Below are 16,931 nucleotides of genomic sequence, written 5' to 3' on the forward strand. Positions count from 1 at the left end.
GCTTGACGCAAGGGAAATGTCTTATAAGGTAGACAGGTATCTGTCCTTTTCAGCAGTCAACACTGTTGCAGATTGGAGCGGACGGCCTTGGTGGACGCAGTCGAACCCCTCAAAGCGCGGCGCATCTATCTTCTCCTGCGCGAGCGCATTCTGAACGGAGGGCTGGAGCCTGGCTCCCGCCTGCCGGGAGAGCTTTCGATTGCAGCCGAGTACGGGGTGTCGCGCGTGACTGTGCGGCGTGCGCTCGATACCCTGGCCATCGACGGCCTCATCGACCGCCGCCCCGGTTCGGGAACCTTCGTTCAAGAGAACAGCTCGGTGCAGCCGATCGTGGCGGATCTCTCGAACGTGCTGTCCCATCTGGTCGAGATGGGTCGCCGGACCAGCGTGCGACTTTTGTCCTTTGCCTATGTGAACCCGTCGGAGGGCGTTGCCGCGGCGCTCGGGCTTGGGCCGGGGGAGCGGGCGCAGCGCTCAATCCGCGTGCGTCTCATCGATGGGGCCCCCTTCTCCTATCTCGTTACCCATGTGCCGGAGCGCATCGGCGTCACCTATTCCGAGGCCGATCTCGCCTCGATGCCGCTCCTCGGGCTCCTGGAGCGATCGGGCATCGTGGTCGAGGAGGCGAGCCAGAGCATCGGCGCGACCTTGGCCGGACCGGACGTGGCCGAGGCTCTGGCGCTGGAGATCGGCTCGCCCCTTCTCTCGCTCACCCGTGTCGTGTGGGATCCGTCGGGCCAGGGTGTGGAGCACCTCCATGCCCTCTACAGGCCGGATCGCTACTCCTTCCATATGGACCTTGTGCGGACCGGCGCCGTTGGCGCCCGCCGATGGAATCCGGTGGCAAGGCCTTCCACCGCAAAGCCCGAGCCGAAAAAGCGCAAAGCTGAGGGGCCGAAGAGCCTCAAGCCAAAGCCCCGCCCGGTGCGGGTGTCCAACCAGAGGAGAACATCGACATGAAGAACATCACGCGCCCGACGCGCCGTTCGATCCTGCGCGCAGGGGCCGCCTCGGCGGCTGTGCTTGCCATGCCGGCCTACCTGCGCGCGCAATCGCAATCCGTAAAGATCGGCATTCTGCAGCCTGTCACCGGCGCGCTCGCCCAGGATGGTGAGTTCGGCCGCATGGGCGCCGAAATGGCCATCAAGGAGATCAACGATTCCGGCGGCCTCAAGGGTCTCGGCGGGGCCAGGATCGAGATGGTGTTCGGCGATGCCCGCTCGAACCCCGAGGCGGGCACCCAGGAGGTCGAGAAGATGCAGGCGGATGGCGTTGCCGCCATCGTCGGCGGATTCGCAAGCCCCATCTGCCTGGCGGCCACCCAGGCCGCGGCGCGCTACGATCTGCCTTACATCGTCGATGTGGGCGTCAGCGACCCGATCGTGCAGCGTGGCCTCAAGAACACGTTCCGCTTCGCCCCCGGCTTCGGCATCGTCACCGGATTCGCGCTCGACAATCTGGTGAAGCTGAACGACAGTGCCGGCAAGCCCGCCAAGACGGTCGTGCTCGTGCATGAAGACGGCCTGTTCGGCTCGGGTCTCGCCAAGCTCATGCAGGCGGAACTGCCGAAGCGCGGCTTCGAGATCCTCGAGACCATCGCGCATCCGACACCCGCGCGCGACATGTCGAATGTTGCCCTGCGCATCCGCTCGCTCAATCCGGATCTCGTGATCCCCTCGAGCTATTTCGGTGAGTTTGTGCTGCTCGCACGGACGATGCAACAGCAGCGCATCCGGCCCAAGGGGGTCTATGCCGTCCTGAACGGCGCGGCCTCCAACTACCGTTTCGTGAAGGAATTCCCCGAAGCCGCCAACGGGATCATGGATTGCAATCACTGGTACGATCCGCGCAACCCGAAGGCTCTGGAGCTCAAGAAGCAGGTGGAGGCGCAGGGCAAGGTCTTCGCATACAACGTGCCGCTGAACTATTCCTGCGTGATGCTCCTGGCCGACGCCATCAACCGGGTGGGCTCGGCCGACCGCGCGAAGATTATCGAGGCGCTGAACACCTCGACTTTCAAGGACCACATCATGCCCTATGGCGAGACGAAGTTCGTCAACGGACAGAACATGGGCGCGGCGCCGGTCAACACGCAGGTTCAGGGCAAAGACATCAAAGTGATCTTCCCCGACACCTTCGCGGATGCAAAGCCGCATTTCCCGGTGACCGGCTGATCCTGAGCAATGGCCCTGGGGTGCATATTCGCCCCCCAGGCCTCTGAGGAGTGATTTCGATGATGTATTCACCCGCCATCATAGCGGAGGCCGTCGTAAACGGACTGATGACGGGTGCCGTCTATGCGCTCATCGCGCTTGGCCTTACCCTCGTTTACGGTGTTCTTCACATCATCAATTTCGCCCATGGCGCGCTTCTCACCGCGGCCATGTTCGCCGTCTGGATTGCGTATGACGCCTTCGGCCTCGATCCCTATCTCGCAATCCTGCCGCTGACGCCACTTTTCTTCGGGTTGGGCTATGCTGTTCAGCGTCTGGTCATCGGGCCGGCAAGCCATGGCAACGACAGCAACATCCTGCTTGTGACCCTCGGGCTTTCGATCACGATCGAGAACGCCTTGCTGGCCGGATTTCGCTCGGACACGCGCACGCTCAACACCGATTACGGCTTTCAGGTCGTGGAATTCGGGCCGCTTCTACTCTCCAAGCCCCGTCTGATCGGTTTCGGAGCGGCGCTATTGGTCACCGTGCTCCTGTGGCTTCTGCTCGCGCGCACCGATACCGGCAAGGCGATCCGGGCCGTTGCCAAGGAAAAGTTCGGTGCGAGCCTCGTTGGCATCGATGTCGCCCATGTCTATGCCGTGACATTCGGGCTCGGCTGCGCCTGCCTCGCCGTGGCGGCCTGCCTGCTCATGCCCACCTTCTACGTCAATCCGCGCATCGGGCAAGCTTTCGTGCTGGTCGCTTTCACGATCGTCGTCTTGGGCGGCATGGGATCGATCCCAGGCGCTCTCCTCGGCGGATTGTTCATCGGGGTCATCGAGAGCCTCTGCGGGCTTTTCCTCGGCGATTCTCTCGGGCAGATCGGCATTTTCCTCATCTTCATCCTGGTGCTGCTCGTACGGCCAACGGGAATGTTCGGAGCGAAGGCATGACATTCCGTGACATCGCCCCAATCGTCGTCCTGATCGCACTCCTGGCGTTCGTGCCCGCCTTCATCACGGCGAACACGGTTCTCAACTTCCTTGTATTCACCCTCATCATCGCCCTCGCCGCGCAGGGATGGAACATCCTTGGCGGATTCGGCGGGCAGTTCTCATTCGGCCATGCCGCCTTCTTCGGAACCGGCGCCTATGCGGCTGCGCTGCTCCAGGTTAGCCTCGGCATCAATCCCTGGATCGCCTTCGCCATCGGAACGGTGGCGGGCGCGGCCGTCGGCTGGGTGATCGGGTATCTGAGCTTCCGGTCGGGCCTTCGCGGCTCCTATTTCGCCCTGGTGACGCTCGCTTTCGCCGAGGTGCTGCGCATTCTCGCCAATGCGGCGACCTTCACGGGCGGAGCTGCGGGCGTTCTGATCAAGCTGGATGTGCGGCCTGGCAACTTCCAGTTCGAGAGCCGGGGCACCTTCTTCTGGATTGCGCTGGCTCTCGTCGGCTCAGTGCTCCTCCTGACCCGCTGGATCGAGCGCTCGCGCTTCGGCGCACAACTCGTGGCCGTGCGCGAGAACGAGGCGGCGGCCAAGGCGCTCGGCGTCGATACGCTGCGGGTGAAGCTCGGGGCGATCACTGTATCCGGGGCCGTGACGGCGGCGGCCGGCGGCCTCTATGCCCAGTATTTCCTCTATGTAGATGCCAATATCGCCTACGGCACTTGGATTTCGGTGGAGGCGATCCTCGCCCCCATCGTCGGCGGCCTTGGAACCGTGTTCGGGCCTCTGGTCGGCGCGGTGGCCCTGCACGGGCTGAGCGAGATCACCAAGCTCGCGGCCGGCAGCGTTCCGGGCATCGATCTCATGGTGTTCGGCGGACTTCTGGTTGCGGCCGTCGCGTTCGCTCCCGCGGGCATCCTCGGCCTCCTGCGCCGCTCTGCCCGATCGAGAGGAGCCGCTCGCCATGCTTGAGGTGCAGAATGCGACCAAGCGGTTCGGCGGCCTCGTGGCCGTCAACCGAGCGTCCCTCAAGGCGGAGGCAGGCTCCATTACCGGCCTGATCGGCCCGAACGGCGCCGGAAAGACGACCCTCTTCACCCTGATCTCCGGCTTCGAGAAGCCGAGCGAGGGGCGCGTGCTGTTCGAGGGGCAGGATATCAGCCGTGACGAGCCGCATGTGCGGGCCCGCCGCGGCATCGCCCGGACATTCCAGATCGTTCAGCCTTTCGCGGGCCTTTCCGTCCTCGAGAATATCGCCGTGGGCGCGCACTTGCGCCATGCAAAGCGCAGCGATGCGTTGGCCCGTGCCGAAAGGGTAGGCCAGCGTGTCGGTCTCGGTCCCGAACTCGATAAACCAGCTTCGAGCCTGACGGTGGCGGGCCGCAAGCGGCTCGAACTCGCCCGCGCCCTCGCAACGGAGCCGAAGCTGCTGCTGCTCGACGAAGTGCTGGCCGGGCTGAATCCTTCCGAGATCCGCGACATCATCCCCGTCATCCGGACGATCCGTGACGAGGGCGTCACGATCCTCATGATCGAGCACGTCATGCAGGCCGTGATGAACCTCTGCGAGCAGGTCTATGTGCTGGCGCAGGGCCGCATCATCGCCGAAGGACCTCCTGCCGATGTCTGCGACGACCCGAAGGTCATCGAAGCCTATCTCGGGGCCGGCGCGGCCGAGCGGCTGAAGCGGGAGAACGTCCATGCTTGAGGTCAGGGCTTTGAGAGCGGGCTATGGCGGCACGGAGGTGCTGCGGGGCCTCGACCTGTCCGTCGGCGCCGGCGAGATCGTCGCGGTGCTGGGCTCCAATGGCGTGGGCAAGACGACGCTGAACAAGGTTCTCTCCGGTGTCCTGCGCGCGAACGATGGCGAGATCCGCTTCGACGGAAAGCTCCTCAGCGGCGCATCCTCGGCGAGCATCGTCGAGGCGGGCCTCATCCAGGTGCCGGAAGGCCGCAAGATCTTCCCGAACATGTCGGTGCGCGAGAATCTCGAGCTCGGCAGCTATCGGCGTGGGCGCAAGCGCCGGTCCAGCAATCTGGAACGCGTCTTCGACACTTTCCCGCGCCTGCGGGAGCGCAGCGGCCAGGCGGCCGGCACCTTGTCCGGCGGCGAGCAGCAGATGCTGGCCATTGGACGCGGGATGATGGCGGAACCGCGCCTGCTCATCCTCGATGAGCCCTCGCTCGGCCTGTCGCCGCTCCTCGTGGAGGAGATGTTCGTCCTGATCCGCCGCCTCAATGAGGAGGGCCTGCCGATCCTCCTCGTCGAGCAGAACGTGGTGCAATCGCTCGAATGCGCCTCGCGCGCCTACATCCTGGAGAACGGAACCATCGCCCTGTCGGGATCGGCCGAGCAGGTCCGCAACGATCCTGAGCTCAAGCGCGCCTATCTCGGCATGTGACGGAGAGGACCTCATGACGATCGTCACGCAGAATGTCATTCCCGCATCCGTCCTTCTGCAGGACGGGCAGCCCGAATGGCTCCGGCAATGGGGCGGCTTCGCGGCCCGGATCGAGTTCTCGGACCTGCCGGAGCCCGTGGTCGCGCGCACTAAGCTCGTGATCCTCGATTGCATCGGCGCCATCGCGGCCGGAATGCAGGAGCCCGAGATGCGGGGCCTCGTCGCGCGGCTCGGCGAGCGCGAGAGGACAGAGGGGCAGGTTCCGGTGATCGGAGCCGGGCGCCGCATGAGCGCGCTGCTCGCAAGCCTGCTCAACGGCACTGCGGGCACGATGCTGGAGCTGGACGAGGGCAATCAATATGCCCGCGGACATCCCGGAATCCACGTGGTCCCGGCGGCCTTGGCGGCGAGCGAGCGCCTTGCCCGTTCCGGCCCGGACCTGATCCTGGCGATCGCCCTCGGCTATGAAATCGGGTCCCGCGTCGGCATCGCGTCGAAACTGCGGGTGACCATGCATCCCCACGGCACCTGGGGGACGATCGGCGCTGCGCTGGCTGCAGCCCGGCTCGAAGGGGCCACGCCGGAGAAGATCATCGAGACCATCAATCTGGCCTCGAGCCTCGGCCTTTCCACGAGCCGGCGCACGATGCTAGAAGGCGGAACCGTGCGCAACACCTATGCGGGTTTCTCGAACCAGCTCGGTCTCGTGGCCTGGGAGTTGCAAGCTTCCGGCTTCATCGGGGAGACCGACGGCGTCGGGACCGTCTATGGCACCGTAATCGCTGAGAACTTCCAGCCGGACGAGATGGTACGGGAGCTGGGCGAGCGCTGGGAGATCGTCCGCAACTACTTCAAGCGCCATGCGGCCTGCCGCTACACGCACGGCGCCCTTGACGCGCTCGGTGAAATCACACGCCAGCTGGGTGGATCGATCGATCCGGCCTCCATCGAGGCGATCGAGGTGGATACCTATGTCTGGGCGGCGCAACTCGACTCGGCCGAACCCAAGAACATGCTCGCGGCAAAATTCTCCCTGCCGTTCGCGCTCGCCACCTACATCGTCAATGACGGCGCCAGCGTGCCGGCCTTCCGCGAAGCGGCCCAGGCGAATGCCGTCGCCCGCGATCTCGCACGCCGCGTCTCGGTGCGTGAGGATGCAGCGCTGACGGCGATGCTTCCGGGTCTTCGCCCGGCCCGGGTGCGGGTACGCCTGAGGGATGGCCGGCAATTGGCGGCCGAGGTGCTCACCAACAAGGGTGACACCGAAAATCCGTACTCGCCCGAGGATGTGTGCGCCAAGTTCCGTGAGCTGGCGGAGCCCGTCTGGGGCGGCCCGCATGCGGAGTGCATCATGGCCGCGGTCGACGCCATCGATGGCGCATCCGACATCCGCGGGCTTTTGGACCTTCTTGCCCGCTCTCCCCAACACGGTTTTTCACAATGAGTTTCAGAGAACGGCTCCTTCAGAACAAGATCGTCGTCGCCCCCGGCGTCTACGATCCGCTGACCGCATCGATCGCAACGGAGGCGGGTTTCGAGGCGCTCTACCTGTCCGGCGCGGCGATCGCCTATACCCGCCTCGGGCGCCCCGATATCGGCCTGGTGTCCATGAGCGAGGTCGCCGAGACCATTGCGCTGGTGCGTGACCGGGTGTCGACGCCGCTCGTGGTGGACGCGGATAACGGCTACGGCAATGCGCTCAACGTCCAACGCACAGTGCGGATCTTCGAGCGGGCCGGCGCGTCGGCAATCCAGCTCGAGGATCAGAGCTTCCCCAAGCGCTGCGGCCATTTGCAGGACAAGTCGATTATTCCTGCCGATGAAATGGCCGGCAAGATCAAGGCAGCCGCGGATGCCCGCGCTTCCGAGGAGACCATCATTGTCGCCCGTACCGATGCGGTCGCCGTCGAGGGCTTCGAGCCGGCGATCGAGAGGGCTCGGCTTTATGCAGAGGCGGGGGCCGACGTGCTGTTCGTGGAGGCTCCCAAGTCTCGCGAGCAACTCGCCGCGGTCACATCCGCCCTCGGCTCGTTGCGCCCGCTCCTCGCCAACATGGTCGAGGGCGGCGAGACGCCTCTGTCATCGGCGCATGACCTCGCCACACTCGGCTTCCGGCTCGTGATCTTCCCGGGCGGCATCGTGCGTGCCCTGGCGCGAGCCGCGCAGGATTATTACCGCTCGCTTCACACCCACGGCACCAACGAACCTTTCCGCGATCGCATGTTCGACTTTACGGCGCTGAACCGTCTCATCGGCACCCCTGAAATGCTGGCGCTCGGCGAGCGCTATAAATCCTTCGACTGGGAGAATGGCCAATGAGTGCTGTCGATCCCGTCACCCTGGCCGTCCTGAAAGGCCGCCTCGAGCAGATCGCGGACGAGATGGACGCAACCCTCTATCGCTCCGCATTCAACCCGATCATTGCGGAAGCCCGCGACGCCTGCCATGGGCTTTACCATCCCGTCACCGGAGCGACCCTCGTGCAGGGGACGAACGGGCTGCCCATCTTCGTCGGTGCAATGGCGTTTGCCGTGAAGGCCGTGATCGACAAGGTCGAGCGGGAAGGGGGGCTGGAGCCCGGCGATACCTTCCTGTTCAACGATCCCTACGACGGCGGTACGCACCTGAATGACTTCCGCCTCGTGCGGCCGATCTTCCGGGGCGGCAAGCTCTATTGCTGGCTCGCTTCCGTTGGTCATTGGCTCGATATCGGCGGCAATGTGCCAGGTGGCTTCAACGCGCAGGCCACCGAAAGCTTCCAGGAGGGCGTGCGCTTTCCGCCCGTCAAGTTCATCCGGGCAGGGGTGATGAACGAGGACATCCTGGCGATCCTCTCGGCAAATGCCCGCGTGCCGGTGTCGAATTTCGGCGATCTCAACGGACAGCTCAATGCTCTCGATCTCGGCGAGCGGCGCCTGACGGACCTTCTCGACGAATATGGCGATAAGACGATCGCTACGGCTTTCGACGCCTTTTCGGATCGCGCGGAGGCGATGATGCGCGCCGCCGTCAGTGCGCTGCCGGACGGCACCTATTCGTTCGAGGATTACCTCGACAACGACGGCATCACCGATGAACGGCTCACGATCGCCCTGGACCTGACCGTCTCCGGCGATTCCATGGTTCTGGACTTCTCACGCTCCTCCGCGCCCTGCGCCGGACCGCTCAACATCGCCTATTCCACGGCGGTCGCCTGTTGCTATGTGGCCCTCAAGCACGTCTTCACCGACGTTCCGGCCAATGCCGGCTGCCTGCGGCCGATCACCTTCGTCATTCCAAGCACGACGCTCCTCGGCGTCAAAGCGCCGAAGCCCGTTGGGGGATATACGGAGACGATCCTGCGCGTCATCGGCGTCGTCTTCGGCGCTCTGGCCCAAGCCGATCCGAGCCGGGCGACGGCCGGGCCGTTCGGCACGATCAATGCTCTGTCGCTGGCCGGGCACCGCGCCGACGGATCGCGCTGGGTGATGTTCTCGTTCTTCGGTGGAGGCCTCGGCGGCAATCCGGAGAGTGATGGCCTGAACCATGCCAACAATCCGATTTCGACGGCCACGATTCCGCCGGCGGAAATCTTGGAGGCCGCCTATCCGGTGATGTTCACCCAATGGGCGCTGCGGCCGGATTCCGCGGGAGCGGGAACCCATCGCGGCGGTGTCGGCGCGATTTACGAGATCGAGTCCTTGACGGACGCGGATGTATTCCTCCTCGGCGAGCGCGGAAGGTTCGCGCCGTTCGGCGTGGCTGGTGGGCTGCCCGCGTCCCTGAACCAGTTCTTCTGGCAGACGGATGAGGGCGAGCAATCGCCGCTGATGGCATCCAAGGTGGCGAACGTGAAGGTCCGCGCGGGACAGCGCGTGCGCCTGGAATCGCCCGGCGGAGGCGGGTGGGGTCATCCTCTGAAGCGTGACCCGCAGCGCGTCGCCCGTGACGTGCGGCTTGGCTATGTCAGTGCCGAGACGGCGGCGCGGGATTACGGCGTCGTGGTGACGGAGAATGGCGAAGTGAACGAGAGCGCGACCGTCGCTCTGAGAAAGGGAGCGGCCGCATGAACGCCGTCGTGGGAAAGATCGTCGGCGTGGATGTGGGCGGGACATTCACGGACCTGTTCTATTACGATGAGGATGCAGCCCGGTTCCGTACGGCAAAGGTTCCGTCGAACCGCGGCGACGAAGCCATCGGGTTTCTCGAAGGCCTGAAGTCCTTCGGACCTCTCGCAGAGCTCGGCTCCATCGTGCACGGCACGACGGTGGGCACCAATGCCCTGCTGGAGCGCAAGGGGGCTCGGATCGGCCTCATCACCACACGCGGGTTCCGGGACGTGCTCGAGATGCGCCGTCGCGACCGACGGAACACTTGGGGGCTCTGGGGGGATTTCGTTCCGGTCGTCGACCGCGACCTGCGCCTCGAAGTGGGCGAGCGCACCATGGCGGACGGAACCATCCGGGAGGAAATCCATTCAGACGAGGTCAAGGAGATCGCCCGGACATTGCTGGCGCGCGGCGCTGAGGCCCTCGCCATCGTCTTCATCAACGCTTATGCCAATCCCTCGAACGAGTTGAAGGCCCTTGCCGCGGCCCGAGAGGTCTGGCCTAACGAGAACATCGAGTGCTCGGCTCAGATCCTGCCTGAAATCCGCGAGTTCGAGCGCACTTCGACGACGGCGCTCAACGCCTATCTTCAGCCGGTGGTCGGCAGCTATCTCGGCAAGCTGAATCAGGCCCTGGCAAAGGAGAATTTCTCGGGCAAGTTCCACATCGTTCAGTCGAACGGCGGTGTCATGTCCACCGCGACGGCCCGGCGCCTGCCTGTGCGCACGGCCCTGTCCGGCCCGGCGGCGGGCGTGATTGCAGCCGCCGCCATCGCGAAAGCCGCGGGCTTTCCGGACGTGATCACGGGGGATCTCGGCGGAACCTCCTTCGACGTATCGATCGTGGTCGACGGCGAGACGGCGCTCGCGGCGCAGACCACGATCGATTTCGGCCTCGTCATCCGGACGCCCATGATCGAGATCACCACGATCGGAGCGGGCGGAGGCTCGATCGCCCATGTGGATGCGGGCGGGCTGCTCCAGGTCGGGCCCGAGAGCGCGGGATCGCGCCCTGGGCCGGTGGCCTATGGGCAGGGCAACACGCGCCCGACGCTCACCGATGCCAACGTCGTGCTGGGGCGCATCAACGCCGAGCGCCCCATCGGTGGAAAGCTTTCTCGTCTGGATGTCGAGGCCGCGAAGGCCGCCATCGCCAAGCACGTGGCGGAGCCGCTCGGGCTCGATCCCATGCAGGCGGCAGAGGCCATCGTGCGGGTCGCCAACGGTAAGATGGCCGGCGCCATCCGCCTCGTGTCCATCGAGCGCGGACATGACCCCGGCCGCTTTGCCGCCGTGCCGTTCGGTGGCGGGGGAGCCCTGCATGTGGGAGCGCTGATCAAGGATGTGGGCCTGAAGGCTGCGCTCGTGCCGCGCTATCCGGGCGTGACCTCGGCGCTCGGCTGTGTCATCGCGGATATCCGGCACGATCAGGTGCAGACCGTGAACCTGCTTCTCGACCAGCTCGACGCCGAGGCTCTCGATCAGCGCATGGTCGAGGAGGCGGAAGCCTCCCGCGCGGTTGTAGAAGAGGCCGGCCTTTCGGTCGAGCGGATCGACATCCTGTTCGAACTCGACATGCATTATGTAGGCCAGACCCACACGGTCAGCGTTCCGCTGCCCGTCTCGCTCCAGAACGGAACGACGGGAACGACTGCGTCCGTCGTCCGGGAGGCTTTCGAGCGCGCCTACCAGGCCTCGTTCAGCCGCCTCCTGCCGGGGGTGCCGGCCAAGATCGTCAACCTGCGCACAGCCGCCGTGGGACGCAGGCCTCATTTCGACCTCTCGGCGCTCGCGCCCGAGTCTTCGGCGAGCCTGGAGACGGCAAGGCTCGGCAGCCGGCCGGTCTGGTTCGACGGCGGCTGGCACGACACCGCCATCTATGCGCGCCTCGACCTGCCGGCCGGCGCGGTCGTGCATGGGCCGGCCATTCTCGAGCAGCCTGACGCGACCACCGTGATCGATCCGGATCTCGACGCGCGGGTGGACGATTTCGGCAACATCATCGTGGAGCGTGCCGTATGAGCAAAGCCGCCATCCCGGTGGAGCGCACGGCGCTCCTCATTGTCGATCTTCAGAACGACTTCCTCCATCCGGAGGGCGCCTACGGGCGGGCGGAGCAGAGAGCACCGGAAATCGCAGCGCTTCCGGAACGAGTGAAGCCACTGGCCGACCTGTTGCGCGCCAAGGGCGGCTATGTCGTCTCGACGCAGTTCACCCTGGTGCCGGCGAAAGGCGGTGAGCCGCTGATCTCGCCTCATCTCAAGCAGCTTCGGCCTTTCCTCACGAAGGGGGACTTCCAACCCGGCTCCTGGGGGCATCAGCTCGTGGATGCCCTGCAGCCGGCCGATCTGAGCGTCGAGAAGATCGCCTATTCGGCCTTCTACATGACCCGACTCGAATGGGTGCTGCGCAAGTGCGGCATTGAGCGGCTTCTCGTCTGCGGCATCGTCACCAACGGCGGCGTCGCATCGACCGTGCGTGATGCGCATGTGCGCGACTTCGACACCGTTGTGCTCGAAGATGCCTGCGCGGCTTTCTCGCCTACCGTGCATGCCACGGCCATCGATGCCTTGCGGCCAGTCTGCCGTGTCGCTTCCCTTTCCGAGGTCGTGAGAGAGATCGAAGGCGCATGAGCATTCTTTCAGCGCATGGGATTGCCTTCGACTTGACGGTTCCGGTCATCATCATCGGGGCCGGCGCGGCGGGCCTCGTCGCAGCCCTGTCGGCCCGTGAGGCCGGACAGGATGTTCTGGTTCTCGAACGGGATGCCGTGCCGCGCGGCTCGACGGCTCTCTCGGCCGGATTGATCCCCGCTCCCGGCACCCGGTGGCAGAGAGCGGCCGGCATCGTCGACAGCCCGGAGTCGTTCGCTCGCGATATCGCCGCCAAGGCGAGCGGCGAGCCGGATCCCCTGCTCCTGGAGACGGTGACCGAGGCGATCGGGCCGACACTCGAATGGCTTGCGGATCATCACGACCTGCCATTTTCCGTCATCGAGAATTTTCGCTATCCGGGACACTCCGTGTGCCGGATGCACGGCCTGCCGACCCGGTCCGGTACGGAATTGGTCGATCGTCTGCGCGAGGCGGCGGACCGGGCGGGCGTCGATCTTCTCTGCGATGCCCGTGTCACGTCGTTGTTCGCAGAGCTGGACGGCCGTGTTGCAGGAATCGAGGTTGAGCGCCCTGACGGCACGAAGGAGAGGATCGGGTGCGTGATGCTCATCCTCGCCTGCAATGGTTATGGCGGCAACAAGGATCTCGTGCAGCGCCACATTCCGGAACTCGGCAACGCGCTTTACTTCGGCCACGAGGGCAATCAGGGTGATGCCCTGCTCTGGGGGCAGGTGCTGCGGGGCGCCACGCGGCACCTGTCGGGTCACCAGGGGCATGGGTCGGTCGCGCATCCCCATGGCATTCTCATCACATGGGCGACGATCACGGAAGGCGGGTTTCAGGTGAATCTGCGCGGCGAGCGCTTCTCCGACGAAAGCCACGGTTATTCGGAGCAGGCGGCTGTCGTGCTGCGGCAACCGGAGGGACTTGCCTGGACAATTTTCGATGCGCGCATCGCCGGCATTGCCCGCCAGTTCGAGGATTTCCGTCAAGCAGAAGCGCTCGGCGCCATTCTGACAGCGGAAACCGTCGAGGATCTCGCGCGGCAGACGAACCTCCCTGTTGATAGCCTCAAGGTCACTTTCGAGGATGTTGATGGGCTGAAGCTGGCTGGCGGGTTGGACCACTTCGGACGCAACTTCGCCGGCGCGCCACCTCTGCAGTCCCCGTTTCATGCCGTGAGAGTCACCGGAGCGCTGTTCCACACCCAAGGGGGGCTTGTGGTCGATGGCAACGCCCGCGTCATGCGCGAGGACGGAACGGCCCTGCCCAATCTCTTCGCTGTCGGCGGAGCGGCCTGCGGTGTCTCAGGTTCCAAGGCGGAAGGCTACCTATCCGGAAACGGACTTCTTTCAGCCGTCGCCTTGGGTCGAGTGGCTGGCCTCGCAACTGCCCGAGCAGGAACGATGTTGGATAAAATCAATTGAAAGGCCTCACACATATGAGGTGAGAGCATTTTTCGGCGAAGTGGATCCGGTTCGCCATCAACAATGCGGCACGGCCAAGACGAGAGGTGATTCCACGCCAGTGGAAACAGTTCTATGTCTTCGCAGCCTTCGAGTTCCTGGTGTTCTCCTACGGCATGGGCGCCGACAGCCGGTTCCTGGAGCGGTGCATGCGCCTCGGGCACGACTGGCGCATCCTTGTGACAACACCCTCCCCACGTCATGGCCGGCCTTGTGCCGGACATCCCGATGCGGTGAAGCGCGGCGCCTCTCGTATCGAGATCACCGGCACAAGGCCGGTGATGACGTGGCGGGCGGGACACTTTCTATCTCCCCGTCGGCTTGCGAGAGGTGCGGCTCTCGTCGCTGCCAGAGATGTTCACTCGTCCTGTCTCGCTGCTCTGATGTCGTGGCCAAGACGATGGCGGAGACGTTGGTTCTCGGCGCGCAGGCTCTCGATCTCCGCACGCACCGGGATAAGCGCCCCTTCTAATTCCTCCTGCGTGAAGCGAGGGGTGATGTGCTGAGGGCAGTTCCAGTCGAAAGCCTCAACCCGGATGAGGGCTGCGCGCTCGGAACGAGCTGCATAGTCCGGCACGGCAAGGGTTGCGACCAGTTCGGGATCCGCGCTCGCATCGATCATCCGCAAGTGCCCGAAGATCTTGAGCCGCCGCTGATGAGCGTAGTCCATCAGGAACAGCGAGACTTGGTCGTTCGCCGCGACGTTGCCGGTCGTCACATATTGCCGATTGCCCCGGAAATCCGCGAAACCGAGCGTGCGATCGTCCAGGACCCGCAGAAATCCCGCCGGGCCACCCCGGTACTGCACGTAAGGCCAGCCGGCTTCGGAGACGGAGGCGAGATAGAACCCGTCGCGCCCCGAGATGAAATCAGACTCTGCTTGACCGAGCCGGTCGTTGCGGACCGGACCAGTCCCGCCCAGCGTGCCATCCAGGCGCGCATACTGGGCGGCACTTCCGTAGCGCTCACGCGCGGCCTTCACGGAAGGGGTCGACGCGATCTCGAGCCATCTGTGGAGCATGGTCAACCTCGTGGAAATCAGGAAGATCGCGGCATCAGTCCTGGTAGGCCCAGTCCGCGGCATGCCAACGCAGACGGCCTTGGTCGGACACGATCCGGCCGAGACCAGGGAAAGGCATGTGCGTTGCTGCAATGAGCGCACCTTCCTCGGCTGCGCGGGGAAAGAAGCGGGCCCGCATGGCTTGTGCAGCCGGCCGATCCGCCTCCATCAGGAAGTTCACATCGGTTCCCATGGCCGGGTGCACCACCGGGAAGAGCATGTCGGAGACCATGATCAGGCTTTGTCCCCCATCTTCGATCCGCACGCCGATGTGACCTGGAGTATGTCCCGCAAGGTCAACAAGGGACACGCCGCGTGTGATCTGGTGGTCGCCCTGGGTGGCCTGGAGCTTCGGATACAGGCGAACGAGGTCGGACGAGAGCTGGAAGCTGGCTTGGAGATAGTCGGGCGCGGCGGCCTGCTTGCCCGGATCGGTCCAATGCGCGATGTCGCGCCGGTCGACATACACCTCCGCCTGCGGGAAGACACGGCGCCCTCCCACGACAAGGCCGCCCAGGTGATCCTGGTGCATATGGGTGACGATCACGGCATCGATGTGATCCGGGCTCAGCCCGCACGCGGCGAGCGCTTGGGGAAGGCGCCCGGTCTGGCCCAGCGTGCCGGCAGGTCCGGCATCAATCAGGATGCGGCTCGATCCATCCTCGACGAGATATTGATTGAACAGAAAGCGCACACCGCTCGGCCGTGCCGTGAACTGGGCCTTGGCCGCGGTTTCGACCTGCTCGGGCGTGCGGCCCGGGAAGTAGCCATAGGGCATATCCGCGTAGCCGTCCGACAGGGCCGTCACGGTGAAGCGGCCCACCTTCAGTTGCGCGAGCGGCGTGACCTGGGAGGCGGCCTGACTGCTTGCGGCTCGCACAGGGGATGTCCGGGCACCGGCCATGAAACCGGCAGTCGGAAGGCCGAAGGTGAAAGCGCGACGGGAGAGCGACAGGGGCATGGGATCAGGCTCCAGATCTGGGTCAGCCGGGCTATTGAACCTGATTGGTGTCGATGCCCGAGGCCGAGCTGACACTAGACCCTTCCTTTTCCCAGCGATATCCTGCCAGTATGAGACCTTCCCTCTCATTTTTTGGAAGGCGCTATGGACCGCTTGGACGCCATGACCGTTCTGATCGCCGTCGTGGAGGAGGGGAGCCTGTCGGCCGCCTCGCGCCGCCTGCGCGCTCCCCTCGCTACGGTGAGCCGCAAGGTTGCGGATCTCGAGCGCCACCTGAACGCTCAGCTTCTGGTGCGCACAAGCCGACGGGTCGAGCTGACCGACGCGGGCCGCGCCTATGTGGAGGCGGCCAAGCGCATCCTGGAGCAAGTCGGGGAAGCAGAGCGCGAGGCGGCGGGCGAGTACACTGCGCTCAGGGGTGAGCTTCACGTGACGGCGCCGACGATGTTCGGTCGACTTCATGTCTTGCCGATCGCTCTCGACTTCCTGATGGAGCACCCTGATATCGACCTGCGGCTCCTGCTCAATGACCGCCAAGTGGACCTGGTCGAGGAACACATCGATGTTGCCGTTCGCATTGGCCATTTGGTCGATGGCGGCTTACGGGCGACGAAGGTTGGCGCGATCCGCCGGATTGCCTGCGCCAGCCCTGCCTACCTGGCCCGACGCGGAGTCCCCAGGACGCCAGGTGAGCTCGCGGCGCATGAGGGCATTACGTTCCAGGGGTTCGAGCGCGCGCCCGAGTGGCGCTATCGCGGCGACAGCCCGGCTTGGACGGCCGAGCCGCGGACGCGCCTCGCTGTGAACTCGACCGAAGCTGCCGTGGCCGCTGCAGTCGCGGGTTTGGGGATTGTGCGTCTCCTGTCATACCAAATCGAGCAGGAGTTGCGCTCGGGTGCCCTGCTTGCAATTCTCGGAGACTTCGCCCCCGAGCCCATGCCGGTGAGCCTTGTCTATCCCGAAGGAGGTCGGCTCGCACCCAAGGCTCGGGCCTTCATCGATTGGGCGGCGCCGCGGCTCCGAGTTCGACTATCATGACGTTGGGCCCTGCAATTCACCCCCGGTCCGGTCAGCCTTCCTCTCACCTTGCAATGGCGGCCTCCAATCGGAGCGCTCCTGGCGTCAAAGGAGCTTGGGAATGTCTCGTCTGGCCGAGTCCCGCCGGATCACGACTGCTGCGTTCACGAGCACGTCGAGGCGCCCGAGTCCGGCCAGAAGATCCTTGATGGCAGAGCCGT

At 65.0% G+C, this 16,931-nt stretch carries 15 protein-coding genes; 13 read left to right on the forward strand and 2 right to left on the reverse strand.

All coding sequences use genetic code 11. The features are described 5' to 3' along the window. The first annotated feature begins 87 nt into the window (after positions 1-87). From OCW50_RS14715 to OCW50_RS14770, 12 genes are all read left to right on the forward strand, one after another. A complete protein-coding gene (locus OCW50_RS14715) occupies positions 88-960 on the forward strand; it encodes a GntR family transcriptional regulator (protein ID WP_373371399.1) in 873 nt (290 codons plus the stop codon). Next, entirely contained in the window at positions 957-2,174 is a 1,218-nt protein-coding gene (locus OCW50_RS14720; RefSeq protein WP_262269634.1) for an ABC transporter substrate-binding protein, read from the forward strand. The genes OCW50_RS14715 and OCW50_RS14720 overlap by 4 nt, the downstream gene beginning before the upstream one ends. Positions 2,175-2,236: 62 nt before the next feature. Next, positions 2,237-3,109, forward strand: coding sequence for a branched-chain amino acid ABC transporter permease (locus tag OCW50_RS14725; protein WP_315974431.1), 873 nt, complete (start codon positions 2,237-2,239; stop codon positions 3,107-3,109). After that, positions 3,106-4,074: a branched-chain amino acid ABC transporter permease gene (locus tag OCW50_RS14730; RefSeq protein WP_262269636.1), complete on the forward strand. Its 969-nt coding sequence runs from the start codon at positions 3,106-3,108 to the stop codon at positions 4,072-4,074. Before OCW50_RS14725 ends, OCW50_RS14730 begins: the two co-directional genes overlap by 4 nt. Next, positions 4,067-4,810 (forward strand): ABC transporter ATP-binding protein, encoded by a 744-nt coding sequence (locus OCW50_RS14735; protein WP_262298084.1) that lies wholly within the window; start codon positions 4,067-4,069, stop codon positions 4,808-4,810. The genes OCW50_RS14730 and OCW50_RS14735 overlap by 8 nt, the downstream gene beginning before the upstream one ends. Next, positions 4,803-5,504, forward strand: a complete 702-nt coding sequence (locus tag OCW50_RS14740) for an ABC transporter ATP-binding protein (protein WP_262298085.1) — start codon at positions 4,803-4,805, stop codon at positions 5,502-5,504. The genes OCW50_RS14735 and OCW50_RS14740 overlap by 8 nt, the downstream gene beginning before the upstream one ends. A gap of 13 nt (positions 5,505-5,517) precedes the next feature. Beyond that, positions 5,518-6,948 carry an MmgE/PrpD family protein gene (locus OCW50_RS14745; protein ID WP_262298086.1) on the forward strand — a complete coding sequence of 477 codons (1,431 nt, stop codon included), beginning with the start codon at positions 5,518-5,520 and terminating at the stop codon, positions 6,946-6,948. Next, on the forward strand, positions 6,945-7,823 hold the full coding sequence (locus OCW50_RS14750; RefSeq protein WP_262269640.1) for an isocitrate lyase/PEP mutase family protein: 879 nt from the start codon (positions 6,945-6,947) through the stop codon (positions 7,821-7,823). The genes OCW50_RS14745 and OCW50_RS14750 overlap by 4 nt, the downstream gene beginning before the upstream one ends. Further along, a complete protein-coding gene (locus OCW50_RS14755; protein ID WP_262298087.1) occupies positions 7,820-9,553 on the forward strand; it encodes a hydantoinase B/oxoprolinase family protein in 1,734 nt (577 codons plus the stop codon). Before OCW50_RS14750 ends, OCW50_RS14755 begins: the two co-directional genes overlap by 4 nt. Then, positions 9,550-11,613, forward strand: a complete 2,064-nt coding sequence (locus OCW50_RS14760) for a hydantoinase/oxoprolinase family protein (RefSeq protein ID WP_262298088.1) — start codon at positions 9,550-9,552, stop codon at positions 11,611-11,613. Before OCW50_RS14755 ends, OCW50_RS14760 begins: the two co-directional genes overlap by 4 nt. Next, positions 11,610-12,224: a cysteine hydrolase family protein gene (locus OCW50_RS14765; protein ID WP_262269643.1), complete on the forward strand. Its 615-nt coding sequence runs from the start codon at positions 11,610-11,612 to the stop codon at positions 12,222-12,224. The genes OCW50_RS14760 and OCW50_RS14765 overlap by 4 nt, the downstream gene beginning before the upstream one ends. Beyond that, entirely contained in the window at positions 12,221-13,633 is a 1,413-nt protein-coding gene (locus tag OCW50_RS14770; RefSeq protein ID WP_262298089.1) for an FAD-dependent oxidoreductase, read from the forward strand. The genes OCW50_RS14765 and OCW50_RS14770 overlap by 4 nt, the downstream gene beginning before the upstream one ends. 397 nt (positions 13,634-14,030) lie before the next feature. Here OCW50_RS14770 and OCW50_RS14775 read toward each other — a convergent pair whose 3' ends face one another. Together OCW50_RS14775 and OCW50_RS14780 are read right to left on the reverse strand one after the other, a co-directional pair. Beyond that, complete coding sequence (locus OCW50_RS14775; protein WP_262298090.1) at positions 14,031-14,693, reverse strand: pyridoxamine 5'-phosphate oxidase family protein; 663 nt, start codon at positions 14,691-14,693, stop codon at positions 14,031-14,033. Between the two features lie 34 nt (positions 14,694-14,727). Continuing rightward, complete coding sequence (locus OCW50_RS14780; protein WP_373371400.1) at positions 14,728-15,693, reverse strand: MBL fold metallo-hydrolase; 966 nt, start codon at positions 15,691-15,693, stop codon at positions 14,728-14,730. 144 nt (positions 15,694-15,837) lie between these two features. Between OCW50_RS14780 and OCW50_RS14785 the strand changes: the two genes are divergently transcribed. Beyond that, the gene (locus OCW50_RS14785; RefSeq protein WP_262298091.1) at positions 15,838-16,731 is read left to right on the forward strand and encodes a LysR family transcriptional regulator; all 894 of its coding nucleotides are present in this window, start codon (positions 15,838-15,840) and stop codon (positions 16,729-16,731) included. Positions 16,732-16,931: the final 200 nt, after the last annotated feature.

Source organism: Microvirga sesbaniae, assembly GCF_025460805.1.
Taxonomy (GTDB): Bacteria; Pseudomonadota; Alphaproteobacteria; order Rhizobiales; family Beijerinckiaceae; genus Microvirga; species Microvirga sesbaniae.

Excerpts from the sequence above, each read along its gene's own strand:
- OCW50_RS14720 (WP_262269634.1), top strand. The coding sequence starts at position 957 with ATGAAGAACATCACGCGCCCGACGCGCCGTTCGATCCTGCGCGCAGGG.
- OCW50_RS14725 (WP_315974431.1), top strand. The coding sequence starts at position 2,237 with ATGTATTCACCCGCCATCATAGCGGAGGCCGTCGTAAACGGACTGATG.
- OCW50_RS14730 (WP_262269636.1), top strand. The coding sequence starts at position 3,106 with ATGACATTCCGTGACATCGCCCCAATCGTCGTCCTGATCGCACTCCTG.
- OCW50_RS14735 (WP_262298084.1), top strand. The coding sequence starts at position 4,067 with ATGCTTGAGGTGCAGAATGCGACCAAGCGGTTCGGCGGCCTCGTGGCC.
- OCW50_RS14740 (WP_262298085.1), top strand. The coding sequence starts at position 4,803 with ATGCTTGAGGTCAGGGCTTTGAGAGCGGGCTATGGCGGCACGGAGGTG.
- OCW50_RS14745 (WP_262298086.1), top strand. The coding sequence starts at position 5,518 with ATGACGATCGTCACGCAGAATGTCATTCCCGCATCCGTCCTTCTGCAG.
- OCW50_RS14750 (WP_262269640.1), top strand. The coding sequence starts at position 6,945 with ATGAGTTTCAGAGAACGGCTCCTTCAGAACAAGATCGTCGTCGCCCCC.
- OCW50_RS14755 (WP_262298087.1), top strand. The coding sequence starts at position 7,820 with ATGAGTGCTGTCGATCCCGTCACCCTGGCCGTCCTGAAAGGCCGCCTC.
- OCW50_RS14760 (WP_262298088.1), top strand. The coding sequence starts at position 9,550 with ATGAACGCCGTCGTGGGAAAGATCGTCGGCGTGGATGTGGGCGGGACA.
- OCW50_RS14765 (WP_262269643.1), top strand. The coding sequence starts at position 11,610 with ATGAGCAAAGCCGCCATCCCGGTGGAGCGCACGGCGCTCCTCATTGTC.
- OCW50_RS14770 (WP_262298089.1), top strand. The coding sequence starts at position 12,221 with ATGAGCATTCTTTCAGCGCATGGGATTGCCTTCGACTTGACGGTTCCG.
- OCW50_RS14775 (WP_262298090.1), bottom strand. The coding sequence starts at position 14,693 with ATGCTCCACAGATGGCTCGAGATCGCGTCGACCCCTTCCGTGAAGGCC.
- OCW50_RS14780 (WP_373371400.1), bottom strand. The coding sequence starts at position 15,693 with ATGCCCCTGTCGCTCTCCCGTCGCGCTTTCACCTTCGGCCTTCCGACT.
- OCW50_RS14785 (WP_262298091.1), top strand. The coding sequence starts at position 15,838 with ATGGACCGCTTGGACGCCATGACCGTTCTGATCGCCGTCGTGGAGGAG.